Annotated in this window: 24 protein-coding genes and 1 tRNA gene; 12 read left to right on the top strand and 13 right to left on the bottom strand. The window is 65.8% G+C overall.

The window, feature by feature from the left end:
- Positions 1–70: 70 nt before the first annotated feature.
- The 7 genes from QQS52_RS10275 to QQS52_RS10305 all read right to left on the bottom strand — a co-directional run bounded on the left by QQS52_RS10275 (position 71) and on the right by QQS52_RS10305 (position 7,409).
- Positions 71–448, bottom strand: a complete 378-nt coding sequence (locus QQS52_RS10275) for a lipase family protein (RefSeq protein WP_472773770.1) — start codon at positions 446–448, stop codon at positions 71–73.
- A gap of 9 nt (positions 449–457) precedes the next feature.
- A complete protein-coding gene (locus QQS52_RS10280; RefSeq protein ID WP_472773771.1) occupies positions 458–913 on the bottom strand; it encodes a hypothetical protein in 456 nt (151 codons plus the stop codon).
- 408 nt (positions 914–1,321) lie between these two features.
- Complete coding sequence (locus tag QQS52_RS10285; protein ID WP_472773772.1) at positions 1,322–2,185, bottom strand: MurR/RpiR family transcriptional regulator; 864 nt, start codon at positions 2,183–2,185, stop codon at positions 1,322–1,324.
- A gap of 6 nt (positions 2,186–2,191) precedes the next feature.
- The gene (locus QQS52_RS10290) at positions 2,192–3,379 is read right to left on the bottom strand and encodes a M20 metallopeptidase family protein (RefSeq protein ID WP_472773773.1); all 1,188 of its coding nucleotides are present in this window, start codon (positions 3,377–3,379) and stop codon (positions 2,192–2,194) included.
- Between the two features lie 42 nt (positions 3,380–3,421).
- Entirely contained in the window at positions 3,422–4,603 is a 1,182-nt protein-coding gene (locus QQS52_RS10295) for an amidohydrolase family protein (protein WP_472773774.1), read from the bottom strand.
- Positions 4,593–5,924, bottom strand: coding sequence for a type I glutamate--ammonia ligase (locus QQS52_RS10300; RefSeq protein WP_472773775.1), 1,332 nt, complete (start codon positions 5,922–5,924; stop codon positions 4,593–4,595). Before QQS52_RS10300 ends, QQS52_RS10295 begins: the two co-directional genes overlap by 11 nt.
- A gap of 33 nt (positions 5,925–5,957) precedes the next feature.
- Positions 5,958–7,409: an APC family permease gene (locus QQS52_RS10305; protein ID WP_472773776.1), complete on the bottom strand. Its 1,452-nt coding sequence runs from the start codon at positions 7,407–7,409 to the stop codon at positions 5,958–5,960.
- Positions 7,410–7,840: 431 nt separating this feature from the next.
- On the opposite strand from QQS52_RS10305, the gene QQS52_RS10310 reads away from it, so the two are divergent.
- The gene (locus QQS52_RS10310; protein ID WP_472773777.1) at positions 7,841–8,785 is read left to right on the top strand and encodes a hypothetical protein; all 945 of its coding nucleotides are present in this window, start codon (positions 7,841–7,843) and stop codon (positions 8,783–8,785) included.
- A gap of 34 nt (positions 8,786–8,819) precedes the next feature.
- On the opposite strand, the gene QQS52_RS10315 is transcribed toward QQS52_RS10310, so the two are convergent.
- Positions 8,820–9,587: an IclR family transcriptional regulator gene (locus tag QQS52_RS10315; protein ID WP_472773778.1), complete on the bottom strand. Its 768-nt coding sequence runs from the start codon at positions 9,585–9,587 to the stop codon at positions 8,820–8,822.
- Between the two features lie 63 nt (positions 9,588–9,650).
- On the opposite strand from QQS52_RS10315, the gene QQS52_RS10320 reads away from it, so the two are divergent.
- The 6 genes from QQS52_RS10320 (at position 9,651) to QQS52_RS10345 (ending at position 16,847) form a co-directional block, all read left to right on the top strand.
- Positions 9,651–10,925 (top strand): MFS transporter, encoded by a 1,275-nt coding sequence (locus QQS52_RS10320; RefSeq protein WP_472773779.1) that lies wholly within the window; start codon positions 9,651–9,653, stop codon positions 10,923–10,925.
- Between the two features lie 84 nt (positions 10,926–11,009).
- Complete coding sequence (locus QQS52_RS10325) at positions 11,010–12,098, top strand: FUSC family protein (protein WP_472773780.1); 1,089 nt, start codon at positions 11,010–11,012, stop codon at positions 12,096–12,098.
- A 92-nt stretch (positions 12,099–12,190) separates the two neighbouring features.
- On the top strand, positions 12,191–14,194 hold the full coding sequence (locus QQS52_RS10330; RefSeq protein WP_472773781.1) for a calcineurin-like phosphoesterase C-terminal domain-containing protein: 2,004 nt from the start codon (positions 12,191–12,193) through the stop codon (positions 14,192–14,194).
- A gap of 195 nt (positions 14,195–14,389) precedes the next feature.
- A complete protein-coding gene (locus QQS52_RS10335) occupies positions 14,390–14,650 on the top strand; it encodes a FeoA domain-containing protein (protein WP_472773782.1) in 261 nt (86 codons plus the stop codon).
- A complete protein-coding gene (feoB, locus tag QQS52_RS10340) occupies positions 14,647–16,578 on the top strand; it encodes a ferrous iron transport protein B (RefSeq protein WP_472773783.1) in 1,932 nt (643 codons plus the stop codon). Before QQS52_RS10335 ends, feoB begins: the two co-directional genes overlap by 4 nt.
- Complete coding sequence (locus QQS52_RS10345) at positions 16,578–16,847, top strand: hypothetical protein (RefSeq protein WP_472773784.1); 270 nt, start codon at positions 16,578–16,580, stop codon at positions 16,845–16,847. Before feoB ends, QQS52_RS10345 begins: the two co-directional genes overlap by 1 nt.
- On the opposite strand, the gene QQS52_RS10350 is transcribed toward QQS52_RS10345, so the two are convergent.
- The 4 genes from QQS52_RS10350 to QQS52_RS10365 are packed head-to-tail and all read right to left on the bottom strand — an operon-like array spanning position 16,840 to position 20,169.
- Complete coding sequence (locus QQS52_RS10350) at positions 16,840–17,799, bottom strand: glycine betaine ABC transporter substrate-binding protein (RefSeq protein WP_472773785.1); 960 nt, start codon at positions 17,797–17,799, stop codon at positions 16,840–16,842. The genes QQS52_RS10345 and QQS52_RS10350 overlap by 8 nt on opposite strands.
- Positions 17,796–18,542 carry an ABC transporter permease gene (locus QQS52_RS10355; protein ID WP_472773786.1) on the bottom strand — a complete coding sequence of 249 codons (747 nt, stop codon included), beginning with the start codon at positions 18,540–18,542 and terminating at the stop codon, positions 17,796–17,798. Before QQS52_RS10355 ends, QQS52_RS10350 begins: the two co-directional genes overlap by 4 nt.
- The gene (locus QQS52_RS10360) at positions 18,539–19,687 is read right to left on the bottom strand and encodes an ABC transporter ATP-binding protein (RefSeq protein WP_472773787.1); all 1,149 of its coding nucleotides are present in this window, start codon (positions 19,685–19,687) and stop codon (positions 18,539–18,541) included. Before QQS52_RS10360 ends, QQS52_RS10355 begins: the two co-directional genes overlap by 4 nt.
- Positions 19,684–20,169 (bottom strand): ABC transporter permease, encoded by a 486-nt coding sequence (locus QQS52_RS10365; protein WP_472773788.1) that lies wholly within the window; start codon positions 20,167–20,169, stop codon positions 19,684–19,686. The genes QQS52_RS10360 and QQS52_RS10365 overlap by 4 nt, the downstream gene beginning before the upstream one ends.
- Positions 20,170–20,322: 153 nt before the next feature.
- Between QQS52_RS10365 and uriT the strand changes: the two genes are divergently transcribed.
- The 3 genes from uriT to QQS52_RS10380 are packed head-to-tail and all read left to right on the top strand — an operon-like array spanning position 20,323 to position 23,785.
- Positions 20,323–21,741 (top strand): uridine transporter UriT, encoded by a 1,419-nt coding sequence (uriT, locus tag QQS52_RS10370; protein WP_472773789.1) that lies wholly within the window; start codon positions 20,323–20,325, stop codon positions 21,739–21,741.
- Positions 21,742–21,758: 17 nt separating this feature from the next.
- Complete coding sequence (gene uriH / locus QQS52_RS10375; protein WP_472773790.1) at positions 21,759–22,709, top strand: uridine-preferring nucleoside hydrolase UriH; 951 nt, start codon at positions 21,759–21,761, stop codon at positions 22,707–22,709.
- Between the two features lie 23 nt (positions 22,710–22,732).
- Positions 22,733–23,785, top strand: coding sequence for an HNH endonuclease signature motif containing protein (locus tag QQS52_RS10380; RefSeq protein WP_472773791.1), 1,053 nt, complete (start codon positions 22,733–22,735; stop codon positions 23,783–23,785).
- Positions 23,786–23,997: 212 nt separating this feature from the next.
- Here the strand turns inward: QQS52_RS10380 and QQS52_RS10385 are convergent.
- Positions 23,998–24,071 (bottom strand) — tRNA-Ile (locus QQS52_RS10385).
- Between the two features lie 112 nt (positions 24,072–24,183).
- On the opposite strand from QQS52_RS10385, the gene QQS52_RS10390 reads away from it, so the two are divergent.
- Complete coding sequence (locus QQS52_RS10390) at positions 24,184–25,284, top strand: trimeric intracellular cation channel family protein (RefSeq protein WP_472773792.1); 1,101 nt, start codon at positions 24,184–24,186, stop codon at positions 25,282–25,284.
- A gap of 66 nt (positions 25,285–25,350) precedes the next feature.
- Positions 25,351–26,922, top strand: a complete 1,572-nt coding sequence (locus QQS52_RS10395) for a mechanosensitive ion channel family protein (RefSeq protein ID WP_472773793.1) — start codon at positions 25,351–25,353, stop codon at positions 26,920–26,922.
- Positions 26,923–26,927: the final 5 nt, after the last annotated feature.

The following is a 26,927-nucleotide window of genomic DNA, read 5'->3' on the forward strand; positions in this document are numbered from 1 at the left end:
CCACAATGACCACTGCCAGCTAACCGCCTAACCCAACCCTGAACTTCATACCGAGCCGAAAGCTAAACGGCTACACCACTCCACGGGACTTGACCAGCCCGAGGCCCAACGTGCACGCGTCCGTAGCGTTGCGGAGGACCTCCTGTCCGCGAGTACTGAGCCGGTTATTGAAATCGATGCCGTAGCTTTGGGACAAACCAAGTAGAGCGAAGAGCTCGAAGAGGAAGTACGTAGTTCCGTCGAGGGCTGGTGGCAAAAGAGTCAGATCGGTTGGGGCGGCACCGACGGTTGCGAGCTTGACGTTGAGCTCGGGGGCGTAAGAGTCATATTGCTCCGCGGCGCTGGCGGTTGCGCCGTCACCCTGTGAATAGCCGTTGAGGAAAACGGGATTCTCCGGACCCAAATCCCAGCCGTCTAGTTGCTGCGCAGCACGTACGCTATCGAGCACGGCGTGGGCTTAGCTGAGGCGGTCCATGTAGGTATGCAGGCCTGGAGTGCCAAGTCCTTCATAGTCGGTTAAGACCACTGCGTATCCCTCCTTGAGGAGGCTTTCAAAGAAGAGCTGTTCGTAGTCGCCCACGCCTTCGGTGATTTTGCGCGATGGCGAGCAGTGATCGGCTATGCCCTGGGTGCCGGGGGCGTAGGCGACCACGGGACGTGGCCCGTCCCCCATCCAATCCTTCTTAGGCTCGATGACGATCCCGCTAACTGGAATGGGCTCTCCCTTGCGGTTGGTGGAAGAGTAGAGGATACGTTCTGCCTTGTAAGGACCGATGTTAGTAATGTCCAGCGTGTTTAGGGGGTTTCGCACCGAGGAATTCCGGAACAATTGTCCTGGGGAAGAACCATCCAGGTCCACTGGGTCGTGGTAGAAGGATGAGTAGGGCAACTCCAGTGCTTTTGTCGGCCCCACGGGAGTGTAAGCCAAGCGAGTTGTAGCGCATTTCATCCGCGGCTTCGCGGACCTGCTCAGAAGTGTCGGGGGACTGGTCAGCAACGGGATCGGAAAGAGCGTCATGGACCAGAGCGGATTCGGGGAGCTCGGCAGTAGGAGCGGCGTGAGCGGTGTGAGCGCTGACGTTAGTGGCCGCCAAAGATGACGCGAGTAGAAAAGCCAGGACAGGCCGCGTGACGCGGCGGGGAGCAAGCATTCAGGGATTCCTTTTCCAAGTAGGCACGCCCTTCGTAGGGCATACGAGAAACATAAGCTCCGCGGGTGAAGGGCTCCCGTGGCAACTATTATTATGAGTGTTGTAGTTGCTAAGTACAACTGTTTATGGAAAAAACTATAGCCGGCTCCTGCGTGGTTGTCGCGTGTGGATTAGGACAACTGGCTGCGACGGATGGGATCGATGTCGGCTAGGCGTCGCATCCCTTCGCTGCCGAGTTGGTCGGCAACAGCTTCGCAGATGCCTTCGACGAGGGCGAGAGCGGAGACGAGGGTGTCCGAGGGGCCGTTAGCTTCCACCCGTGCGGTAAGCACGATGTCGGCATAAGAGGCGATGGGCGACATCCACTTGTCCGTGATGAGGATGAGTATGGCTCCTCGAGCTTTCGCTGTTCTCGCGCGCTCGGCCGAGGTTGCGGAGTAGCGCCGGAAATCAAACGTCACCCACACCGTGTCCGTGGAGATACTGGTGAGGGTGTCTTCGAGCTTCCATCCGTCGGCCGGGCAGCTGTGCAGGTTGGTTCGGAAAAGGTTGAGCTGGGCTAGCATGTGCTCGGCCAGAATGTGGGAATAGGTTCCGCCGTCGCCGATGATGTACTTGTTCTGGTTGCTGAGAATATCCACGGCGCTGGTAATGTCCGCGGCGCGGAGGTTTTCGAACGTGGAGTGGATTCCTTCGACGAAGGCACGTTCTTGGTCACTGAATACGCCATGATTCATGCCTTGGGCGGGAACTGGGGAGCGTTCGGCAGCCTGATCGAGCGCCGATTGCTGGCGGTCTATCAGCTCCTGCTTGAGCTGGTCCTGGAAGAGCTTAAATTTCGGGATGCCCAGCGATTGGACAAAGCGGACTACCGTCGCCGAGCTGACTCCGGAGGCTGCCGCAATCCGCTCCACAGTGTCGAGGCCGCTATATGGAAAGCCTCTGAGGATGTACCGGGCGACGAGTTTCTCAGAGCTGGAGAACTCATCCAGGCCGGACCGGATTCGCTCCGCAATGCTGGTGGCGTTGGGCATAGTCGGTTATTTTACGTCCAAAGCGCGGGCGGCGGCGAGGTAACCGGCGATGAGAGCTTTGGCCGTGTAGCCGACGGCGCTGTCTGGCGGCAGGAACTGCGCGTCGTGGAGTGAAGGAGTCGCGCCGTTTCCCACGCCGACGAAGCACATCAGGCTGGGGACGAGCTCGCCGTAAAAAGAGAAATCGTCCGCCCCAAGGGAGCGCATCGGCTCGCCAGTCTCCAAGCCCAGCTTGCCTTGCACGGCGGCGAAGTTTGCGGCCAGGTGCTCATCGTTGATGAGGGCCGGCTCGCCGGGGAGATACTCGAGGTCTCCAGTGCACCCGTAGGCCTGGGCGGTGTGCTCGACGAAGCTCTGGACCGCGGTGGCAATCTCCTGCGCGGCCGCGCTGCTGGAGGTGCGCACCGTGGTTTTGATTGTGCCCTTGCCGGCCAGGACGTTGGCAGCGCTCGAACCAACCTGGACGGAGCCGACGCTGATCAAGGCCGGCGCCATTGGATTGGAGGTGCGCCGGACAATTTCGGACAGGCCGGAGACGACGTGCGCCACGCAGACGGCGACATCGTTGGCCTTGTGCGGGTATGCGCCGTGCCCGCCTTGGCCGTCGACGGTGATGATGAACTCGCCGGCCGCGGCGTTGATGAAGCCCTCCCCGGAGGCGACCGCCCCGAGCGGAACATCGGGATGCACGTGCGCGCCGATGGCATGTGCCACGCCATAGGTGGCAAACGCCCCCGAATCCTTGATGTCCAGGGCCCCTGACGGGTACGTCTCCTCGCGGGGTTGGAGGAACGGCACCAGGCCATAAGGTAGCTCGAGCCTCTTGGCGGCGCGCACTACCGCGACGAGGGCAGCTAGGTGCACGTCGTGCCCGCAGGCGTGCATCGCGGTGTTGGACGACGCCCACTCCACCCCGGTTGCTTCTTCCACCGGCAGGGCATCCAATTCACCGCGCAGGGCGATGGACGGGCCTGTCTGTGGTCCGATGCGGGAAATCCCGCCGGTTGTGGCGAGTGACTTGAAGTCAAGTTCCATGGCGCTGGCGACGGCGTCGGTCGTGTCTTGTTCCTCGCCGCTGACCCGCGGGTTCGCGTGGAGCTCCTTGCGTAGCTCCACTGCCGCGGGCAGCTCTTGGTCGAGCGCCGCAATCCAGCGCTGCGCCAGCTTGTCGTACGTCGGGGTGGTTTCGCCCACTGATGTTCACCTTTCTCGTCGTGCGCTTGTCACTATCGTGGCCTAATTGGTTCCGTACAAACGGGCGGCGTTGTCGTAAGAAATCATGCGAGCTACTCGCAGGCACTGCTCTTTCGGCCACCCGTGGAAGTCGTGGAATTCCGCCAGCGCCTGGGCTAAGCCATCGCGGTAGAGCTCCGCGCCTAGGTAGTAGAGCTCGGCTAGGCCGAAGGCGTCGGTACTGAACAAAATCTTGCCAAAGGGAGCCAGCTCGAGGGACTCGGCGATGACGGCATCGGAGCGGCTACCCGTGTAATTGATGGCTAGGCCTACGTCGAAATAGACGTGCTCGAAGACGTGCGCCAGGTAGCCGGCCTCGCGGTGGTAGGGGTAGCAGTGGAGGAGCGTGAAACGGGCACCGGTATCACGGCTCAACCGGAAAAGCTCCGTGAGTAGGAGAGGGTTGCACCGGTGCAGGTCGACATCGTCGTCGCCGTATCCGATGTGCAATTGGATGACCTGGCCGGCATCGATAGCCAACCACAGCAGGTGGCGGATGAGTACCGGATCCGCCAGGCGCAGTGGCGCCGTGCCCCTGAGGAAGTACTGCGCGGACTCGAGGACCTCTCCGGTAGCGGGGCGCGCGGCTTCGAAGTCTAGGCCGATGCGATAGGCGGCGATGGACTTAACGCCGATCGCGCCGCGCAAAGCATCGCTTAGGCGCACGGCGAGTGCGTCCAGGAATTTCCGCGCTAAGGCACCGTCCGTTTCCGGGGGCGCACCGGGAGACAGGAACTCCTGGGCGACCCGCTCGGCGAGGTATTCCAAGCGGACCACCTCGTGCGGTGTGGCGCCGCTGATGCGCCCGAGCTCGTCTGCCGGGGTGATAACGTCCGGCGAGAACCCGGTATCCACGCCCAGATCCGTGAGCTGCGAGGCTTGTAGCAGACGGGAATTGGCCTCAGCCGCGCCCAGCTGCCGGCGCTGCCCCAGATACTCTTCGGGGCTGCACCAAGGCTCCGCACCGAGAATTGGGGCGCATTTCGCCAGTACCTGAAACCCTAGCTGCGAGTCGAAACAGGTTAGCCCCTCCGGAGCCGGACGCGAGGATTCCGAGATCATGGCCTCGAAATCGGCGCGGGACAGATCCTTCGGGACCACGCCGTGACAGTGGTGGTCGAACAAAGGGAGTGAAGCAAGTTCCTCGCGGAAATCGGGGTAGCTCGGGGACTGCTTAGAAGACATCTGCATACACCTCGCACTGCTCCTCGAAAGACTTTCCGTGTAGCTCAGAAATTTCGTCGCGCTTGACCTTCAAGTAGGTCTCGGACCAAGCGGGCGCGAACCAGGATTGGACTTCCTCGTTGGACTCGAAGAGATCCAACGCCTCGGCCAGGGTACCCGGCAATTCAGGAAGTTCAGCGTGCTTGCCTTCGAGATCCAGATCGCCCTCGACGATGTCGACTGGGTCGAGTCCCTCATCAAGGCCGGCCAGACCGGCCCGCAGGATGATGCCCATGAGGATCCACGGGTTGGCGCCCGCGTCCGATCCACGGAACTCGAAGTGGAGTTGCTTTTCGGGGGACTTTCCGTTGATTTCGTTAGTCGGGCAAATCCGGATGAGGGACTCGCGGTTCTGTAGGCCACAGAACGCGCGGGCCGTCGACCAGTTGTCGGGTTTCAGCCGGAGGTAGCTGACCGTGAGCGGGGCGAACAAGGCGGTCAGCGCCGGGGCGTATTTGATGATGCCTGCGTTGAAGCGTCCAGCCAGATCGGAGACTCGGCCCGGCCGGGAGGCGTCGAAGGAGATGGCCTCGCCGTTTTCGCCGTAGAGCCCGTAGTGGACGTGGACCCCGGAGCCTCCCGCCTCGGCACTGGGGACCGGAGAGAAAGTGACTTCCTTGTCGAAGGCTTCGTAGACGTTGCACGTGATATCGCGCAGAAGGAGGGCGCGATCGGCCGCGCGTAGCGGGTCGGTGGGCTTGAGGGTGAGCTCGTACTGGTGCTGGGCATACTCGGGCAACCAGCATTCCGGCTCGATTCCTGCACGGTCGAGAATCTTAAAAAGTGTGGAGCTTACCGGCTCCGCGGAAAGGAAATTCGAATAGGAGAAGGGGTGCGGGAAGCGCGTGGCTGCGAGCTCGACGAATTCGTGCTCGAAGGAGGCGGTAAAGGTAATTCCGTGTTTGTTCTTTAGCTGCGCCACGGTGTTTTTGAGAAAGGTTCTGCTGCACGATTCCCACGGAGTTCCGTCGGTGTTGACCACGTCGCTGAAGCAGTACTCCAGGTCAGCTTGGCCGGGAACCCCGGAGATGGTGGTTTTGGAGTCGGCGTCGGCGAGCAAGCGGAGGTCTCCCGATGCGCCATAAGGGATGCCGCCGACGATGTGGCCGAGCGGACCGATCCCCAGGTTGGCTGGCACCCACCCGACGCTCGCGCCGGGGCGGAAGTCTTTGGAGTGAATGGCCCGCCCCTTGGTGCGGGCCGAGAAATCGCAGGTAGCGACGAAGGTGAACATTCCGTGTGCAATCGAGGGGGCGGTTTCGTTTTCGATCTCGACACTCATGGTTTACTCCTTTAGCTGGTGATTGAGGTGGGGCTAGTGGGTGGAAGCATCGTCGGCGCGGGACCATCTTCGGCCGATCTTGCGCGCGAGCTCGGGCCTTGCTTGGATGACCAGTGCGCCAATGACGCACCAGGCGCCGGAAATCCAAGGGAAGTAGTTGTACGGGGCTTCCTGGCCGCTGACCTGCACTACGTATACGAACCCGAGGTAGGCCAGCGCGAGGACGGGGAAGATAATCTCCCAGTAGGTCACCTGGTTGCCGCGGCGAAGGATGTGCGCGATGGCGCCAGCCGAGGCCATGCCGTAGGCCACCACCATGCATAGCGTGGCGATGGTCGCGTACCAGTAGTAGACATCCACCGGGCTGACGTGGCAGATACCTAAGACGACAATCATCACGATGGACAACCCGTTGGTAAACAGCACTGCCGGGACTGGCACACCGCTGCTGGGGTGGCGCTCGGCGAATTTCGCGGGGCCGAAGCCGTCCCGGGCGAGGGCGAAGAGCAGACGCGAGGTGGCCGTCGAGGAGCTCAGGAAAGCACCGAAAGCTACGGCGAAGGCGATGACGGACAGCAGGACCGCGAACCAGGAGCCAACGTAGGTGGAGCCCAGCGTCGTCAGGGTAGAGGAGGCGCTGGCGAAAGCAGCTATCCCTTCCTCATCGGTGCCGAAGCCCAGGGATTGAGCGAACATGACGAAGGTGTAGACGAAGCCGCCGACCACGACCGCGAGGAGCAGGCTGCGGGGAATGATGCGCTGGGGTTGGTTCGTCTCCTCGCCCAGCGAGGAACCGGACTCGAAACCTGCCCAGGACAAAAACCCAAAGACGGACGCGGTCATGATCGCGCTCCAGGGGTTGTCCGCCGGGCTGAGGGCTTCCCAATCCAGGCCGGTGCTCACCGGGGCGTTATCCCCGGTCACCGAGACCAGGATGATGACCGACTGCACGAGCATCACGACAATTCCGGCTAACCCAATAAACAGGGTGGTGCGCGCGGTCAGCTGGGAGTTACGCAGGTTTAAGATGGCGCCGATGACGGCAATGGCGATGGGGATAATTAGCCAGGCCAGACCCAGCTCAGCTGTGTTGAACTGGTCCAACATCGCCTCGAAGAAAACAGCGCAGGCGCCCAGGATGCAGGCGGTCATGAAGATATAGGTCCCGAGGAGTGCGAAGCCGCCGAAGAAGCCCGCTTTAGGGCCTAGGGTCACGCCGGCCAGTGCGTAGACCGAGCCGGCGTGCGTGACAGTCCGCAGGAGTCGGACGAAGGCATAAGCGACAAAGAGGCTGCCGACGAAGGACACTAGGAAGGTGAACGGTACGGCCTTACCGACGAGCCCTGCCACGCCGATGCCATTGAGCGACATCGCCATGACCGGACCCATGAAGCCGACCGAAATTGCGGTGACCTCCCACGTATTCAGGGGGCGTTTCGTGACCTTGGTGTGTGAGCCAGCGTGAGGGACAGCGTGACTTTCCATTTTCTGATCCTTCCTCCGCGGAGAGAAGCGGAGTGCATCGGGCTAACTTGTAAGAATCCTTACATAGTGTGTTGTAGATCGCAATCAAAATAGAGAAGTAGTTTAGGTAACTTCTGCGATTGTGCAGGAAGATGCGCTTTGGAACGTGTAATAAATGTTTCAGTGTCGGGATGCTGGGGCGTGCGCCCCGCCCGGGGAGAAGGCACCTTCCGTACCTGCGTCAGTTAACTGCGCCCCTTAAGGGGTAGGGCGGGTCCTACTATGAAGTTGCGGGCTCGCTCTCTTCTGCGGGTCCGCGGTGCGTGGTGGGATTGTGGCTATGACTTCGACTTCTTTTTCCGCCGCGTTCCGTGGCGCACTATTGGGGGGCGGTCCATGCTGTCGTTCGCGTGGTTATTTGTGTGCTGGTTTTGCCGTATGCTGCGGCCAAGGTGATTCTGCTCCAGATGGGGGTGGTTGATTACCCAGGGTTGCTGATTACGCTGGGGGAGAAGTCCCCGATGGGGCTTTTGTGGACGTTTATGGCTTTTAGCCCGTGGGTGCAGTTTCTGGCCGGAGCCGTGGAGCTGCTCGCCGCGGCGCTGGTGCTGTGGCGGCGCACGGCGTGGCTGGGTGGGCTTATCGGGGCGGTTTCCCTCGGGGTGGCCTGGCTGCTGAACATGACCTTTGATGTGCCGGTCAAGCAGTTCGCTTTCGCTCAGATGGTTCTTTTCCTGATTGTTCTAGCTCCCTGGGTTCCCCGGCTAGTGGCTTTTGCGCTGGACCGCGCCGTTCCGGAGATGTACTATCCGCGGCTTATCCCGTGGCCGCGGGCCCATCGGTTAACGCGCCGGCTGCCGCCCGTGGCGGCGGCCGGGATGCTTATCGCTGGTCTGGCGGCGACGGCTATCCTCGTTCCCAAGCAGTTCCCCACGGTCCACGAGGATCTCGCCGGCGTGTGGCAGGTAGCCCACGATAGTAGCCAGCCCGCGCCCCAATTGCTTGACGATGCCTGCCTGTCCACGCTCGCCCTCGGCAAACGGTCGGTGGGCGGCGCCCCGGCCCTAAAAGGGCTAGAGGGCGACCCGGGCGAGTTCGCGGGGGCTACCGTCCGCCGCGCCAACGGGGATCTGCAGGCCGGCTTCTACCGGGTTGATGACAGTAAGCCCGGCCAGCCGCGCCTGGACCTGTACCTGCTGGCTCCGTTGGCCGACGATGAGCAAAATTTCGGCACCGGCGAAGAATTCACGGACGAGTACCATCTGCGCTACCAAGTCGTGGACGGGCAGCTGCTACTCGACGATGACGCGCACCAGCTGACCCTGCGCCCGTCGGAGACCGGCACCCTGCTCCTCGACCGCGGTTTTAGGTGGCAGGGCAGCCCGCTCAACCGCTAGGGAGTGGCTACGGGCGGCTTCCGCAGGCCGGAATTTAGGCCGGCTCCAGCTGGGCGGTCGCAGCAGACAGCGCCCGGACGGTGCATAGCAGGGCGGCGGTGGTCTCCTGGTGTACCCGGCGGAAGCGTTGGGTGCGCACGGACACGCTTAAAGAGCCCAGGGTATCGCCCATGTCGTTTTTGAGTGCCACCCCGACGGCAGAGACACCGGGTTCGAAAAGCGCGTGGGTGAGGGTGGCGCCGTGGCAGCGGTAGCGGTGGAGCTGTCGGCGCAGCGCGCGAAACTCGGCGTCCGGCATGTTGGGGTAGAGGGCGCGCAGCTCGCGCGGGGAGAGCTCGGCGAGGATGCACAGCCCGCCGGAGTTGCGGGTGGCGGGCATGATCTGCCCCAGCCGCGAGGTGACCGCCTCCGGGTGGCTGCCGGCCGGGGAGTAGACCACGCGCGTGACGGTGCCGGTGAGCACCTGCAGGTTGCAGGTGTCGCCGCATTCTGCGGCCAGGGCGTCGACGTGCCCGCGCACCGCGGCGGTCAGCCGCGCGCCGAGGCCGGGTTTGGCCAGGCCGGCGGTCAGCGCCGGGCCGGGGAGGTAGGTGCGTGCCTCGGAGCGGGTGGCGAAACCGCGGTAGACCAGCATCGCGAGCGAGCGGTGCACCGTCGACTCCGCGACACCCAGCCGCCGGGCCACGGGCTGGATCCTTATCGAGCCTTCGTCCCTGAGAATTAGCGTGAGCGTGAGCGCCAGATCCACGGACTGCACGTACTCGCGGGGCGCCGGCCCCAGGGATGGAGGGTAGGAAAGCATATCCTAAGTATGCCAGTTCCGGTGGGCGGGATTTCGTTGCCTCCCGCTTGGGCGGCGCCCACTATGTTCTCCATGTCTTCGACCACTTCTGCTTCTGTTCCTGCTTCGCCGGCTTCTGCCGCACCGGCCTCCTCGCCGCGGGGGAGCGCGCTGGCCGCGGTGCTGGTGGGCTGGTTCTTCGTCATCTTCGACGGCTACGACCTCATCGTCTACGGCACCACCCAGAACGCGCTTATCGAGGAGTGGAGCCTGAGCTTAGGGCACGCCGGAACGATTGGTTCGGCGGCCTTCGTCGGCATGGCCATCGGCGCGGTCGCCATCGGGCGCGTGTCGGACCGGGTGGGACGCAAAGCCGCGGTGCTGGGATCGGTCTGCGTGTTCTCCCTGGCCACGGTCCTGTGCGCGGCCGCCCCGAACGCGCTGGTCTTCGCATTGTTGCGTCTTATCGCCGGCATGGGGCTGGGCGGGTTAGTGCCCTCGGTCAACGCGATGGTCGCCGACCTTGTCCCGGCCCGCCGCGTGGCCGCCTGGTCCACGGTGATGATGTCCGGCGTCCCGCTCGGGGGAACGCTTGCCGCGGTCCTCGCGGGCGTCATCGTGCCCAGCGATCCCCACTGGGGCTGGCGCACCATGTACCTGTTGGGCGTTATCCCGCTGGTATGCGGTCTGCCGGTCGCCTGGAAGGTCCTGCCCACTCACGCCCGCGCAGCTAGCGATGCCCCCAGCGCCGAATCGGCCGGCTTCCACCTCCTGTTGGGCAAGAAATACCGCGGCATGACCGCCTGGTTCACCGCGGCGAGCTTCGCCACGCTGCTGGCGTGGTTTGGCCTGGGCACCTGGCTGCCCAAGCTGATGACGGAGTCCGGCTACGACTTCGGCGCGGCTCTCCACTTCACCCTGGCGCTGAACCTGGGGGCGATCGCCGGGTCGGTGATAACGGCTTGGGCCGGCGATCGCTTCGGTCCCGTGCGCGCCGGGGCCTGCGCGGCCGCGGCGGCCGCGGGAGCCTTGGCGCTTTTGCTCACGAGCCCGGGCAGTGGGGCAGTCTTCGCCATCCTCGTGCTGGCCGGGGTGGGCACCCACGGCACGCAGATCCTCATCATTGCGGGCGTGGCGCGGATGTATCCACCCCAGGTCCGCGGCACGGCCCTGGGGTGGGCCTCCGGCGTGGGCCGGATTGGTGCGGTAGTCGCACCGCAGATGGCGGGCCTGTTGCTGGCAGCCGGACTCGGGGTCGGCTCCAATTACCTCATGTTTGCCTCGGCAGCCGGGGTATCGGCGGCGTCGCTACTCGTGCTCACGATGCTCTATCTGCCCCGCGTATTCGCTAAAATCTAGCTCGTGGCAAGAGCAAAACATGTGGCGAAGGCGTTGACAATCGGTAAAGTCCGGCAGGGATTGGGGCGGTTGCGCTCCAACTGGATGTATATCATCCAGATCGGCCTGGCGGCGGGCCTGGCCTTTGGCTTCTCGCACTACGTCATTGGGCATGCGTTGCCCTTTTTCGCCCCGATGTCGGCCGTCATCGTCTACTCGGCCGCCGGGGACCGCGTGCGTAAATCCATGGAGCTGGTCGTCGGCGTCACCCTGGGGGTGGGCGTAGGCGACGGGCTCATCTACTTAGTGGGCACCGGCGCCTGGCAAATCGCGGTCGGGGTGGCCGTCGCCATGGCCCTGGCGACCTTCGTCGACCGCGGCGCTTTGGTGGCCAATCACGCGGCCTTTGCCGCGGTGCTGATTGCCACCATCCTGCCGCCGGAGACCTCCGGGGGCACTGACCGCATGGTGGACTCCCTGGTCGGCGGCATGGTCGCGCTGCTGGTCATGGCACTGTTGCCGGCCTCGCCGCTGCGCAACGGCCGTCGCGAGGTCGCGCGCATCCTGGGGCTGACCGGCTCCATTCTGGACGAGGTCGCGCAGGCCGCAAAGGCCCGCGACGCCGCCGGCATCGCCCGCGCCCTAGAGCGCGCCCGCGGCAGCCAGGCCAACGTGAACAAAATGATCACCGAGGCCAACAACTCCCGTGAGGTCATTTTCGCCTCCCCGCTGCTGGTCAAGCAGCGCGAGGACATGCGCGTGCTGCTGGGGCTGCTCAACAACGTGGACAACGCCATGCGCAACACGCGCGTGCTCTCTAGGCGGGCGCACGTGGCCGTGCTGGACAGCGAGCCCATCACCGACGAGCTCATCGAGCTGCTGCGCGATGCCGCCGAGCTGACCACCCAGCTCTCCGACGTCATCCTGAGCGATCCGGACTTTGCCGATTCCACCACGATCTCCGAGCTGACCACCGGCCTGCGCCGCCTGGCCGCCCAGACCGGGGTGGAGCTGGTCCACGCCCAGGACATCTCCCGCGGGATCTCCACCACGGTGATGCTGGCGCAAGTGCGCTCCCTGCTCGTCGACCTGATGGGGGTGTGCGGGTGTAGCCACGAGGAGGCATCGCAAGCGTTGATCCCGACCAGCCCGACGCCGGGCTACGAGCCCAACGTCTGGAAAGGTGATTGTTAACCTAGCTGAAAGCTAAAATTAAAAGCGCGGTTATGCGCGGCCCCTAGAGTGTGCGGGCGTACCTACTCCCTCACACTCGAATGGAACTCGTCATGGCTCACCGCCGCTACCGCTCTGTTGCCACCATTTCCGCGCTCACACTGTCCCTGTCCACCCTCACCGTGCCGACCGCGCTGGCCGACGACGGCCTTTACCGCGGCGCAGTCGAGGTCGTCCCCGCGGCTGACGATGCCGTCCGCGACACCCTCACCGGCACCGTCTTCGACGACACCAACCGCAACTCCACCCAGGACGACGACGAGGCCCCCATCGAGGGCGTGGCCGTCTCCAACGGCCGCGAGGTCGTGACCACCGATGCCGAGGGCCGTTACGAAATTCCCGTCGACGACAACACCACCGTGTTCATCACCCAGCCGGCCGGCTACCAGGTGCCCGTCGACGACGACAACGTCGCGCAGTTCTTTTATAACCACGTCCCGGAAGGCTCCCCGGAGCTGAAATACGGCGGCATCGAAGCCAGCGGCGGCACCCCGGAGGCCGTCAACTTCCCGCTCGTTACCGACCCGGACGCCGCTCTGGACAACCAGCGCTGCCTCATCGGCGGTGACATCCAGACCTACGACAAGGACGAAGTCGGCTACGCCCGCACCGGCGCTTTTACCGACCTCAGCCAGCGCGACGACTTCACCAACTGCGGCGCGCTATTTATCGGCGATATCGTCGGCGACGATCTCTCCCTCTACCCGGACACCCGCGAGCTGACCGGCATGCTCAACTCTCCGGCGCGCTTCCTGCCCGGCAACCACGACCTGGATTTCGACGCCGACGCCGAGCACAAATTCGACACCTACCGCCAGGAATTCGGCCCGGCCTACCACTCCTACGACGTGGGCAACGCGCACATCATTTCCCTAGAATCCGTCGAATACCCGGTAGACGGCGAGCAGTACAACGGCGCCATCGATGACGACCAGATGGACTGGCTCCGCGCCGACATCGAGCGCACGCCCGAGGACAAGGTTATCGTGCTGGCCTCCCACATCCCGCTGTTTTCCTTCTCCGACTCCGGCTCCGCCCGCCACCAGGTCGACCAGGTCAAGGAGATCGCCGAGCTGGTCGAAGGCCGCGAGACCATCGCGGTGAGTGGCCACACCCACGCCGTAGCCAACATGCGCGTCGGCGACAGCACCCAGGAGTGGAAGGACACGCTCGGCGTGGACGAGCTGCCGTTTACCAACATCGTGGCCGGCGCCATCTCCGGCGACTGGTACTCCGGCGAGATGGGGGAGGGCGGCGTGCCGAAGTCCTACGGCCGCGACGGCTCCAAGCCGGGCGTGCTCTCCCTGGACATCAACGGCTCCGAGGTCAGCGAGTTCTTCACCCCGGTCGGCGGCGACCAGAACGATCAGATGAACGTCTCCCTGAACACCCCGCGCTACCGCGAGTGGTACGACCAGACCATCGAGTACGACGGCTCCCAGGCCAAGAAGGGCGGCGATAAGCCGGCCTTCGACAACCCCGAGCAGGTGGATGCCGAGGAGCTGGGCGAGTCCTACCTGACCACCAACTTCTTCATGGGCGCCACCGGCTCCACCGTCGAGGTCTCCTTCGACGGCGCGGATGCCGTTGAGGCCGAGCGCACCCAGCCCATGCAGGGCGAGGAGCAGCGCTTTGGTGCCGAGTACTCCGACCCGCTGGCCGTGCAGCTCCAGGCCGTCCACGGTGGCAGCATCGCCGACCGCGCCGCCCACATCTGGCGCGCGCCGCTGCCCGACGACCTGGAGGAGGGCACCCACACCGCCCAGGTCACCGCCACCGACGTCCACGGCAACACCTACACCAAGGGCTACGAGTTTGTCATCGGCGAGGCTGACCAGGACGGCTCCGACGGCCAGGACGGCTCGTACGGCTCGGATGGCTCGTCCGCGGGATCGTTCGGTGACCTGAGCAGCGGGTCCAGCGGGGCCAGCCAGGGCGGCACCGTCGCTGCCGTGGTGGGCCTGGTCGGCATCATCGCCGCGGTCGGCGCACTGAGCACCCCGGCGGTCATGGACCAGCTGCGCGGCTTCGCCCGCCAGCTGGGCATCCGCCTGTAAAATCAGCGCCGTGTGCTGCGGCGACGCCGCGGCGCGGGGCGGGGGAGTGACCGGGAAGGTAGGTAAGGGTCTACTTGGTCACAGAGGTGCCGAAAATTTGGGTAGGTTTGGCTAACGCGGAGTAGCTTAAAAGGTGTTATAAGCCTTTGGCGCGCGGCTTGGTGACGCGCGCCACCTACCGAAAGGACGATGGCCATGCCAGCCATTGCTTCCCGGGCCCAGCGCCCGCCCCGCGGGAGGCGGGGAACCTCACTCGTTTTAAGCCCCGCGAACCTGGAGCACCTGCGCCAGGTAAACGCCCCGCTGGCCAACCGCCTGGCGGAGCTGGGCCTGCGCGCCGGGGCGCAGGTGGAGGTTGGACCGGCCGTGGCGGGCGGGTCGCGCATCGTGAGCGTAGGCACCTGCCGCTACGCCGTCGATGCCCACACCCTGCGCCTGCTGGAGGTGCTGGCATGACCACCGCTACCTGCCACGGCAACCCGGGTGGGGCACTCGCCCCGGAGGGCTCGCCCATCGTCGCGCTGGTCGGCGCGCCCAACTCCGGCAAATCCACCCTGTTTAACGCCCTGACCGGGGCGCGCGCCCAGACCGGCAACTGGCCGGGCACGACCGTGGAAATCAGCCGCGGCGCCTGGCGGCTGGGCACGGACGCTCAGGCCGATGTCATCGACTTCCCGGGCGCGTATTCCCTGGAGCCGCTCAGCCCCGACGAGGCGCTGACCCGCGACATGCTCCTCGATGCCCCACCCTGCCACCGCCCCGACCTCGTCATCGTGGCCGTCGATGCCACCGCCGTCGCCCGCGGGCTCAACATAGCCTTCCAGCTCGCCGGCGAGCCCTACCGGATCGTGGTGGCGCTGACCAAGCTGGACGTGGCCGAAGCGCGGGGTCTGCGCGTGGACGCCGACGCGCTTTCGGCCGCCACCGGCCTGCCGGTGGTGGCGGTGGACCCGCGCCGCCGCGACGGGATCTCCCGCGTGCGCGCGGCCGTCAACGCCGCCCTGGCAAGTAGCCCGGAGGCGCTGCGCCCGGACGACACCCCGGACCAGCGCTTCATCGACTTGGACGCCGCGGCCCGCGCCGCTGTCACCCAGGACCACGAGGTCACCACTCTCACGCAGCGCCTTGACAGGGTGGCCCTGCACCCGGTGGCCGGCCCGCTTCTGTTTATGGTCGCGATGTGGCTGATCTTCCAAATCACCACCACCGTCGCCGGGCCCCTCCAAGACGGACTGGAGGCCCTCGTCTCCGGGCCGGTCTCCGGCGCGGTTACCGCGAGCCTCGGCGCGCTCGGCTGGGACCACCCGCTGGTCACGGGACTCATCGTCGACGGGCTGGTCGGCGGCGTCGGCATGGTGCTGACGTTCGCGCCGCTGATGGCGCTGATGTTTATCTGCCTCGCGGTGCTGGAAGACTCCGGCTACATGGCCCGGGCGGCGGTGGTCACCGACCGCGTCATGCGGGCCATCGGCCTGCCGGGCAAGGCGTTTATCCCCATCGTCGTCGGCTTCGGCTGCAACGTGCCAGCCATTTCGGCCACCCGCGTGCTGGGCACCCCGCGCCACCGCATCCTGACCTGCCTGCTCATCCCGTTTACCTCGTGCTCGGCGCGCCTGGTCGTCTTCGTGATGCTGGCCACCACGTTCTTCCCCGACCATGCCGGGTCCGTGGTCTTTGCCATGTACGTCATCTCGATTGCGCTGGTGGTGCTCACCGGCCTGCTGCTGCGGCACACCCTCTGGCGCGCGATGCCGTACGAGCCCCTGGTCATCGACCTGCCGACCTACCAGGTCCCGACCCCGCGCCTGGCGCTGGCGGTCATGTGGACCCGGCTGAAGGGATTCTTGCGCACGGCCGGCGGCATCATCGTAGCTACCGTCGTGGTGGTCTGGATGCTCATGGCCCTGCCGGTTTCCGCCGCCCACCTGGACGAGGCTAGCGCCGGTGAGCTGGCCGTCGAAGACTCCGCCTACGGCGCGCTTGCCGATGCCGCCGCGCCCATCTTCGCCCCCGCCGGCTTCGATTCCTGGTCCCTGACCGGGCCGCTGGTCACCGGGTTCGTGGCCAAGGAGGCGCTGATTTCCACCTGGGCGCAGACCTACTCCGTCGACGACGTCACCGACGCCGAGCCCGACGAGCAGGCCCACAGCAGCCTGAGCGAACACGTGCGCGCCGACTTCGACGCCGCCTCCGGCGGCCACGCCCGCGCCGCGGTCTGGGCCTACATGCTCTTCCTGCTGGCCTATACGCCCTGCGTGGCCACGCTGGCGGCCCAGCGCCGCGAGATCGGCTGGCGCTGGACGCTGTTCGGCTTCGGCGTGCAGCTGGCCCTAGCCTGGACGCTCTCCGTGGCGGCCTTCCAGATCCTGCGGTTGTGGTTCTAATGACTGCCGCCCAGACCTCACCGCTGGAAACCGTGCGCGAGCTCATCGGCCGCGGGGTCACCTCCCGCGCCGAGGTGGCCGCGCGCAGCGGGCTGGATGCCGGCGTCGTCGACGCCATCCTCGATCACCTGCTGGCCACCGGCGGGCTCGTACCCGAGCCGGTCTCCGGCTGCCCGTCCGGCGGCTGCGGCGGCTGCGCGGCCGCGGGCACCTGCCCCAGCGCCGCCGGGGCGCGCCGCGGACCGGTGCTGCTGAAGCTGATTAACTAATCAGGCCCTCTTCGCGCAGGAAGTCGTAGGCGACGGTGGCGTAATCCTCGCCGTCGACGTCCACGCGCGCGTTGAGCTGCTGCATCCGCTCATCGGTCAAGATGTCGGAGAGGGGAGCCAGCAGCTCGGCGATTTCGGGGGTTTCTTCCATGACCTCGGTGCGCACCACTGGGGCCATGTTGTACTTCGGGAAGAACCCCTTCGGGTCGCTCAAGACGTGGAGGTCGAGCGCGTCGATGCGCCCGTCGGTCGCAAAGACCGAGCCCATCCGGCACTCGCCGCGGTCGAGGGCCCCGTAGACCGCGCCGGAATCCATCTCCAGCAGGCGCTCCCGGCTGGGTTGTTCCACGCCGTATGCATCCAGCATGGGCATCAGGCCGTCGTTGCGGGCGATAAACTCCGCGTCCGAGCAGATGGTCTGTTCCTCGACCGGCAGCTTGGAGATGTCATCCAGCGACTCGATGCCGTATTCCTGCGCCGTGTCCTCGCTAACGGCCAGGGCGTAGGTGTTGTTCATCGGCGCCGGTGGCAGCCAGGTCAGCCCGTTGGCGGCATCGGCGTCCTTGACGGCTTCGTATTGTTGCTGGGTGTCCGGGATGGGGTCCGTCTTGCCCAGGTAGGTAATCCACGCCGTGCCGGTGTACTCAAACATCATGTCCATGTCCCCGGCGACCAGCGCCTGGCGCGCCGAGGTCGAGCCCGGCACGTTGGTCAGGTCCTGGACATCCGCGCCGGCCGACTGCAGCAGGATAGCGCCGATCTTGCCCAGGATGATTTGCTCGGTGAAATTCTTCGAACCGATAGAGACGTTGGTGCCCGACAAATCGATATCCGAAAGCTCGCCGTCGAGCTCGGCCGTCGGCACGAACCCGCCCGCGGTGCCCAGTCCACACCCGCCCAGGGCCAGCGTGGGCACCAGGCAGGCGGCGGCGATTAGCGTACGAAACTTCATGCGTTCATCCCCTTCGGAGTCAGGGCCACTTCCAGCAGCCGGCCCACCCACTCGACGGCCAGAGCCAAGGCCGCGATGAGCACCGCGCCGGAGACCAGAATGGAGTTGCGGTACAGGTTAATGCCGGTAGTGATCAGCCCGCCGGCGTCAATAAACGTGGCGAAGGCCCCGGCGCCGACCAAAAGCACCAGGGAGGTGCGCACACCGGTCATAATCACCGGCAGGGCCATGGGCAGCTCGACTTTGAGCAGGGCCGGGGCCGGCGACATCGACAGCCCCCGGGCGGCCTCCACCAGAGCGGGATCCACCCCGCGCAGGCCGGCTACCACGTTGGCCAGCACCGGCAGGAAGGCATAAACCCACAGGCCCGCAATCGCTACCGGCGGGCCGAAGCCCAACCAGATGGCCAGCAAAACGATGACGCCGATGACCGGGGCGGCCTGCCCGATATTGGCCAGGCCCGTGACCAGCGGGGCGAGGAACTTCGTGGCCGGGCGCGTGAGCACGATGCCCAGCGGCACCGCCGTGACCACCACCAGCACGGCGGTCACCACCACGATCTGGAGGTGCTCGAGCGCCAGGTAGCCGACGTTAGACAGGTCCAGGGTGCGCGCTTCGATGTCGTCGAGGTCCGCCGTCTGATGCCAGACAAACCACCCGACGAGCGCGGCCGCCACGAGCACCGGGATGCCCACCATAAGCAGGCGGTTTTCCGCCGAAGCGTGAGTCAGTTTTTCTTTCATTTCTCGCTGTCACCCGCCTCCGCCTTCAGGGTGCGCACGTAGTCATTGACCGTGTCGTAGAGCAGCACGCCGATGAATTTTCCGCGCCGGGTGACCATCGCGCCGCCGTGGGAGGACACGAGCATTGCCGACATGGCGTCGCTCAGCGTGGAGCGGGCGCCGACCACCGAGGACAACTCCACGGTGGGCTCTGGCAGGACCCGGTGGCGCTGGACCTGGCGCAGCGTGACCCACTCGCGCGGCCGGTCCTTGTCATCGAGGACCACCACGGTTTCCTCGCCGGCGGCGCGGGCCCGGGCGACAACCTCGTCGGCCGGCTCGCCGATGCGCGCGACCGGCGGATCCCACAAATCCATCTCCTCGACGCGCTTCAGGCTCAGCTGCTTGAGAGTCGAGCCGGAGCCGATGAAGTCCTCGACGAACTCGTTGGCGGGGGCGGCCAGGATGTTTTCCGGGGTATCGTACTGCGCGATCTGCGCGCCGGGCTGCAGGATCAGGATGCGGTGGCCGAGCTTGACCGCCTCATCAATGTCGTGGGTGACGCAGACGATGGTCTTGCCCAGATCCGACTGGATGTTGACCAGCTCGTCCTGCAGGCGCGTCCGGGTGATCGGATCCACGGCGCCGAAGGGCTCGTCCATCAGTACCACCGGCGGATCGGCCGCCAGGCCGCGGGCCACGCCCACGCGCTGCTGCTGGCCGCCGGAGAGCTCCCGGGGGAAGCGCTCCCGGTAGACGGAAGGATCCAGCCCGACCATGTCGAGCAGCTCGTCGACGCGCTGGGAGATCTTCGACTTCGGCCACTTGAGCAGGTGCGGGACGATGGCGATGTTGTCCGCCACCGTCATGTGCGGCATGAGGCCGCCGCCCTGGATGACGTAGCCGATTTCCCGGCGCAGGCGGGTCGGGTCCTTGGCCGTGGTGTCCTCGCCGTTGATGAGGATCCGCCCGCTGGTCGGCTCGACCAGCCGGTTGATCATCTTCAGCGAGGTGGTCTTGCCGCAGCCGGACGGGCCGACGAAGGCCACGAGCTCGCCGCGCGGGATGGTCAGCGAGAGGTTGTCGACGGCCGGGGAGCCCTGGCCGGGGTAGGACTTGGTGATGGCGTCGAAGACGATCTCGGCGCCAGTAGAACGATCAGTCATGCGGAAATCCCCTTCGAGGTCGTGAGTTTCTGGAGGCCGGCGAGGCAGGCATCGACGACCAAGGCGACGATGACCACGCCGAGCGTGCCGACGAGCGCGTAGTTGAGCGCGTTGGCGCCGCCGATCTGGCTCAGCCCGGAGTAGATATAGCTACCCAGGCCAGGGCCCAGCGCGTAGGCGGCGATGGCGGCCACGCCCATCGACAGCTGCGTGGAGACCCGGATGCCGGTCATGATGACCGGCCACGCCAGCGGCAGCCGCACGCGGAACAAGACCGCGGCCGGCGACATGCCCTGCCCGCGAGCGGATTCCACCACGGCCGGGTCCACGCCCTGCAGCCCGACGATGGCGTTGCGCAGGATGGGCAGCACGGCGTAGAAGACCACCAGCGCCACCGACTGGACCACCAGGCTGGTGTGCTGGAAAGCGCGGAAGGCGATGTCCTGCCAGCTGGCTCCGATGAATTCTGCGAGACCGTTCATGGGGTCAACCCTTCACAAATAAATAAATATGAAACTATATGCCCAGCATACAGGCCTACGTGCGGCGGGCCGGCTCCGCGATCTGGTCTGGCGGTGCAATGCCTAATATCCTTTTAGCTAACAAACCCGTCACATCCAGTAGAAAGAGTAGGCATGCACGCTACTGCCGAACCCAGGCCGCTTGCCCTCAAACAGGTGGTCCCGCTCATGGTCGCGTTGCTGGCGGCGGTCTTTGCCTTCCAGCTCAACGCCTCCATGCTCTCGCCCGCGTTGGCCACGATGGAAGCCGAGCTGGGGGCGACGACCTCCCAGATCGGCATGACGCAGACGGCGTTTTTCACCGCCGCAGCACTGTTCTCGCTCTTCCTGCCGCGGTGGGGTGATCTCATCGGCCGCCGCAAGGTCCTGGTTGGCATGATGACGATTACCGGCATCGGCTGCCTGGTGGCGGCGCTGGCGCCGAACGTGACCATCCTGCTGCTGGGCCGCGTTATCCAGGGCGTGGCGGGCCCGACGGTGCCGCTGACGCTGATCATGCTGCGCCAACAGGTCGCCAACGAGAAGCAGTACGCCCTGCTGCTGGGCGTTTTGACCTCGGTTAACGGCGGTATTGCGGGCGTGGACGCCCTGGCCGGCGGCGTCCTGGCGGACCACTTCGGCTTCCGCTCGGTCTTCTGGACGATGGCCGTTTTCTGCGCCCTGGCCGTTATCGGCGTGCGCGGCTGGACGCAGGAATCCGTGGCGGACGCGACCATCTCCATGGACTGGGCGGGCATCGCGCCGCTGGCCGTGGCGCTGGGCTGCGTGCTCACCGCCTTCAACGAGGCCGGCAAGCTTGCCGATGCCAACTGGCTTCTCGTCGTCATCCTCCTCCTAGTCGGCGCGGTCTGCCTGGTGGTCTTCTGGAACATCGAAAAGCGCGTGCGCCACCCCTTGGTCACCGTCGACTACCTCAAGCAGCGCCGCACCTGGGCCCTGCTATCGACGACTTTGCTGACGATGACCGGCGTCTTCGCCGTCATGAACGGTCTTATCCCGAACCTGGGCCAGGACGCCGAGGTTGGCGCCGGCATGAGCGCGGACGTCGTCTCCTTCTACACGCTGACCCCGTACGCGCTGGCCGGCCTGGTCTTCGGGCCTATCGCCGGCTGGATGGCCGCGCAGGTCGGCTACAAATTCGTGCTGCAGACCGGCCTGGTCGGCACGGTCGTCGGCCTCATCGTCACCGTCTTCATCGTGGGCAACCCCGGCAAGCTGTCGCTGCTTCTCGTCTCGCTGTTTATCGGTATCACCTACGCGGGTATTGCCAACATCATGCTCAACGGGCTGGGCATCGTTTTGTCCCCGGCGGATAACCAGGGCTACCTGCCCGGTATGAACGCCGGTGCCTTCAACCTGGGCGCGGGCCTGAGCTTTGCCATCCTCTTCGGCGTGGCCGGCTCCTTCGACTCCGGCTACCACGCGGGCCTGGTCACCGGCTGTATCATTTTGGCAGCGGCGTTGGCCATGAGCCTGCTCATCCCGAAGCCGGAATCCATAGGCGACACGGTCGCAGCCGCCAACCACGATTAGGAGATTGGTAAGAGAAGATGACCAAGATAATTCTGGACTGCGATCCTGGGCACGACGATGCCGTCGCCCTGCTACTGGCCCTGGGCAATCCCGGCATCGATCTGCTGGGGGTGACCACCGTCGGTGGCAACCAGACGCTCGACAAGGTCACGCGCAACGCGCAGGTCGTCCTAGAGCTGGCCGGCCACACCGAGGTGCCCGTCTACCCGGGCTGTAGCCGCCCGCTGGTGCGCGACGTCGAGGTCGCCGAAGACATCCACGGCTCAACCGGCATGGACGTGCGCGGCATCGAGCTGGCAGAGCCCAGCGTCGAGGTGCAAGACTCCCACGCGGTGGATTTCATCATCGATACCGTTATGTCCGCAGAGCCCGGCACGGTCACCCTCGTGCCGACGGGCCCGCTGACCAATATTGCGCTGGCGGCGCGGAAGGAACCGCGCATCGTTGAGCGTGTGCGCGAGGTCGTCCTCATGGGCGGCGGTTACCACCAGGGCAACTGGTCCGCGGTGGCGGAGTTCAATATCAAGGTCGACCCGGAGGCCGCGCACATCGTCTTCGGCGAGGCCTGGCCCGTGACCATGGTGGGCCTGGACCTGACCCACCAGGCGCTGGCCACCGCCGAAGTCGAAGAGCGCTTCCGCGCGATGGGTACCGAGCTTGGCGACTTCGTGGTCGGCCTGTTCGGTTTCTTCCGCGAGGCCTACCGCGAAAACCAGGGCTTCGACGACCCGCCGGTCCACGACCCGTGCACGATTGCCTACCTCATCGACCCGGCCATCGTGCGCACGGTCAAGGCCCCGGTCCAGGTGGAGCTGAGCGGTGCGCTGACCACCGGCATGACGGTCACGGACTTCCGCGCCCCAGCGAGCGACGACTGCCACACCCAGGTCGCCACGACGCTCGACCACGCGGCCTTCTGGGACCTGGTCGTGGATGCCGTCGGCGCCCTTTCCGGTTGCGAGGACTAGCCGGCTGTTTTAGAGTCGGCCCCATGACATCGGGGGATTGTTTGCAGCGCTTCCTGGCTGCCAGTGCGCAGCCGGGCATCGCCGTCATTGAGGGCGCCTGGCACGCCGACTGGGCCGGCCTGCGCGCCGACATGACGCAGAACCAGGACGAGGTCGAGCGCGTCATCGGCTTGGCCCAGACGCTGTTCGGGCGCGTTAATAACAGCCGCCGCCAGCGCCGCGTGCGCGCCAACGCCGAGCGGTTAGGCCACGGCCTGCAGGTCCTCGACGTAGTCTGCGGGGTGCTACGGCGGGTGAAAAACAAAAACGACGCCTGGCGCATCATGGAGGAGCTGTCCGCCCTCGAGCTGGGCGCCGCCGGCATGCGCCGGGCCGCTGCCCGGAAGGTCCGCGCCGCCGCCCCCAAGCCGGAGCCGGTGCCGGGCGTGGTCTATACCCGCTCCACCGCGGGCCTGTGGGCCATGCGCCTAGTCGCCGACGCCGGGCTTGTCGCCGACATCAAAGCCCACGTCAAAGACGTCGACGACGCCCGTGCCCTGTTCACCGGGGAGGGCAGCGCCGAGCGCGCCCATGTCACCACCAACGTGGTGCTCAACCTGGAAGACTTCGGCGAGCTGGTATCCGGCGGGGCGGGCGAGGACATCGCCGTCCAGCTGACTAACGGCGCTGTCATCAGCGGCGCCGAACTGGTCACCCGCACGCTTAACGATGCCGGTTACGTCGGCGTCTTCGACCCCGTCGCAGGTCCCGTCAACCTCTACCGCGATAGCCGCCTGGCCTCCTGGAAGCAGCGGCGCCTGGCGATGATGGAACACCCCGTCTGCGCCTGGCCGCAGTGCCTGGCCGGCGCCGACGAATGCCAGGTCCACCACATCCGGCCCTGGTTCTCGGGCGGGCCGACCAACCAGGACAACCTGGCCACCCTGTGCCCGCACCACAACGGCGCGAACGAGGACGGCGTGGACAACCCGAAAAAGCGCGGGCGCATGGCCCGGGTGCGCGGCAAGACCGTCTGGGTGCCGCCGCAGCGCCCGCCCGATGCCCCAGCCGCTGGGGCCACCGCTGCCCGGGCCTAAACGGCGCGCGTTCAAGAGTGCGGATCGAAGGCGCGAGCCTAAAGCACCGCAATCCCAAAAACGGGAAACGCGACACAGACGGCAAAGAAGACAAAGACGAGGCGTTCTCGGGAAAATTGCCCACGAACGCCCCGTCGGCGTGTCTAAAACTGCCTGCCTTAAACGGCGCATCTAGAGGCGCTTTTAGGCGCGCCCAAGCGCCTTGTGGCCAGTGGGGCCAGCGGGGCTCGAACCCGCGACCAACGGATTATGAGTCCGTAGCTCTAACCGACTGAGCTATAGCCCCTTATTAACCGCGCGCAGCGCTGGAAGCTAGTGTAGCGGGGCGGACCTGCCGGGGAAGAAACCGGGGGGTGTAGTGCCAGCGGCGCGTGCAGGGTGGTTCTAAAATCAGCAGTATGACGGTCGAAGAGGTAGACCCCCTAATCACCGCGCTGTACCGCTGGTCCGATGTCAGCGGGGTGCTGCTGATGGGCATCATCGGCGGCACGATTGCGCGCCAGCGGGGCTACGACATCGTGGGCTTTTTCTTCATCGCGCTGTTCTCGGCGCTGGGCGGCGGCATGATCCGCGACGTGCTGATCAACCGTGGCACCGTCGCCGCTATGAGCGAGCCGGAGTATCTTATCCTCGCCTTCACCGGCGCGCTGATTGCCCGCTTCGTCTATTTCAAGGGCAAGACCTGGGAATTCTTCGAAGTCCACGGCGACGCCCTGGTCTCCGCGCTGTGGGCGGCCACCGGCGCGGTGAAAGCCATTACCTACGGCCTGCCGGTCCTGCCGTGCATCATGATGGGCGTGTTCACCGCCACGGGCGGGTCCATGATCCGTGACACCGTCACCGGCCGCACGCCGGCCGTCTTCGGCGATAACCGCCCGACCGTCATCCCGGCGGTAGCCTGTGCCGTCACGGTGTTGGTGGCCCATCACTTCAGCTTCATGGCCGTCGGCATGGTGGCCGGGCCGATTATCAGCTTCGTGCTGACCCTGTGGGGCTACTGGGGTAACTGGCGCGTCTCCACGAACCAGGAATGGGCGCCGGTGAATGATACGGCGGCGCAGATGGCATCGTTGGCCAAGAAGGCCGAGCACAAGGGTCGGGCCGTGGGCCGGCGGCTGGAGCCGGGCAAGCTGCGGCGGTGGCGGCATCGGCAGATGGAAAAGGCGCTCAAGCGGCGCATCGAGGCCGAGGTCAGCAAAGGCACGCGCCGAGCGGACGCGGAGACCGCCGCCGACGAGTTCATGGAGGAATTCACCTCCGAATTCGCCGCCGTGGATCCCACCGCGCTCAACGATGCCCCCGCTTCCGACACCGACACCTCGAGCGACGACGGTCTGCTGTCCGGCATCGGTGTGGACCTGGCCGGCGACTCCTACGACAGCGATGACTCCGCGCACCGCGACATGCTCGACCGCATTTTGGCCGACGACGAGCTGACCGACGAGCTCATCGAGCGCCTGGTCAAGCGCTACGAGCAGCGCGGTGACAGCAATGATTAAAAACCTGAAAACAGTGCGCAGTTGCGTGGCATTAAACGTTCAGGTTGACGGACTAATTTAGCCGTTATGAACCTGAAATACTATCTGTTCCAACTGTGGGGCATCGTGGTCGATCACGGCCTGCCCCTGTTGGGCATTGTGCTGACCGCGGTGCTCATCCCGCGGATTGGCCGGCTGGTGGTGCGCATCATCGAAAGCCGGCTGGACCAGGAAGAAGAAGCCACCAAGGCGCGCCTGGCGCTGGTCGGGGCGCTCGTCTACGTCGGTGAGGTCGTGGCCTACTTCCTGCTGGTGGTCGCGGCCCTGTCGAATATCGGCGTGCCGCCGCTGGGGGCGGCCATCCCCGCGACCGTGGTCTCTGCCGCCGTCGGCTTTGGCGCGCAGTCCATCATTGGGGATTTCCTGTCCGGCTTTTTCATCCTGTCGGAAAAGCAGTTCGGCGTGGGCGACTACGTGAGCTTTGATGGGGCGACGGGCATCGAAGGCACGGTGGTGGCCCTGACGCTGCGCACCACCAAGGTCCGCACGCCGACCGGCGAGGTCGTCACGGTGCCCAACGGTTCGGCCGGCGTGGTCACCAACTACTCCCAGGACTGGTCGCGCGCGGTGGTCAACCTCGCAGTGCCGGTCTCGACGGGGGAGAACCCCGCCGACATCACCGCCCAGGTCGAGCGGATTTCCGAGGAGGCGATCGCCGACCCGCAGATTGCCCCCGATGTGGTCGGTGAGGTCGAGGTCCTGCCCGCCACCGGCCTGGAGGCCCCCACGGCAGCTGGCCAGCCGTGGCGGGTCAACTACCGCGTCATGGTCCGGGTCAACCCGGCCCGGCAGTGGGCCGTCGAGCGCGGCATCCGCTCCGCGCTGCTCAACGCCTTCTGGGATCACTACCACCTCGCCGCCGATGCCCCCAGCGAGCTACCTCGGCCTGCCGTCGAGGCGCTGGCCGGTACACAGCAGCCGGAGCCGGGAACGCCGAAGTCGCCGGGATCGCCGGACCCGGAGACCTCCGAGACCGTCGTGCTGCCCGGGCCGGAAGGCTCCACTCCCATGGAAGAACCCGAGGACATCGCTTCGGACCAGGCGACATTAGAAGGCAGTGAGGAGCTGGAGGACGGCCCGGCCAACGGGAGTATCTGGCGCGACGACGAACCGGCCACGCGCTGGGGCAAACTGGTGACCCTGGGTGGGCGGATCCGGGCCTCGACTACTGGCCTGTTCGCCGCCCTGGCCGTCATCGGCCTGCTGGTGCTGGCCTCCAGCAACCCGGAAAATGCCAGCGCCGGCTGGCTCTCGCCGGCGAACTGGACGCAGACGTCCACACCGGAAGCCGAAACCGAAACCACCGCGGGCGACGACGCCGCGACCGGCACGGACACCGCCACGGAGCAGGAGAGCGAACCGCAGCCGGAGACTGCCGAGCCCACCGCCGCAGAGCAGACGGGGCAGGCGGGCCAGTCTGGCGACTCTGGCCAGTCCGGCCAGTCCGGTGGGGCCGACCAGGGCACGGGGCAAGGCGCGGGCCAGCAGCAAGCACCGGCGACGGGTGAGGCGACTGGGGCGGAGACGGCATCGCCGGCCGCGCCTACGGAGCAGGCGGAGCCGACCGAGGCGGGTGACACAGCCCGGGCTAATCCTTAGACTCG

The sequence above is a fragment of the Corynebacterium sp. 1103A genome (assembly GCF_055700955.1).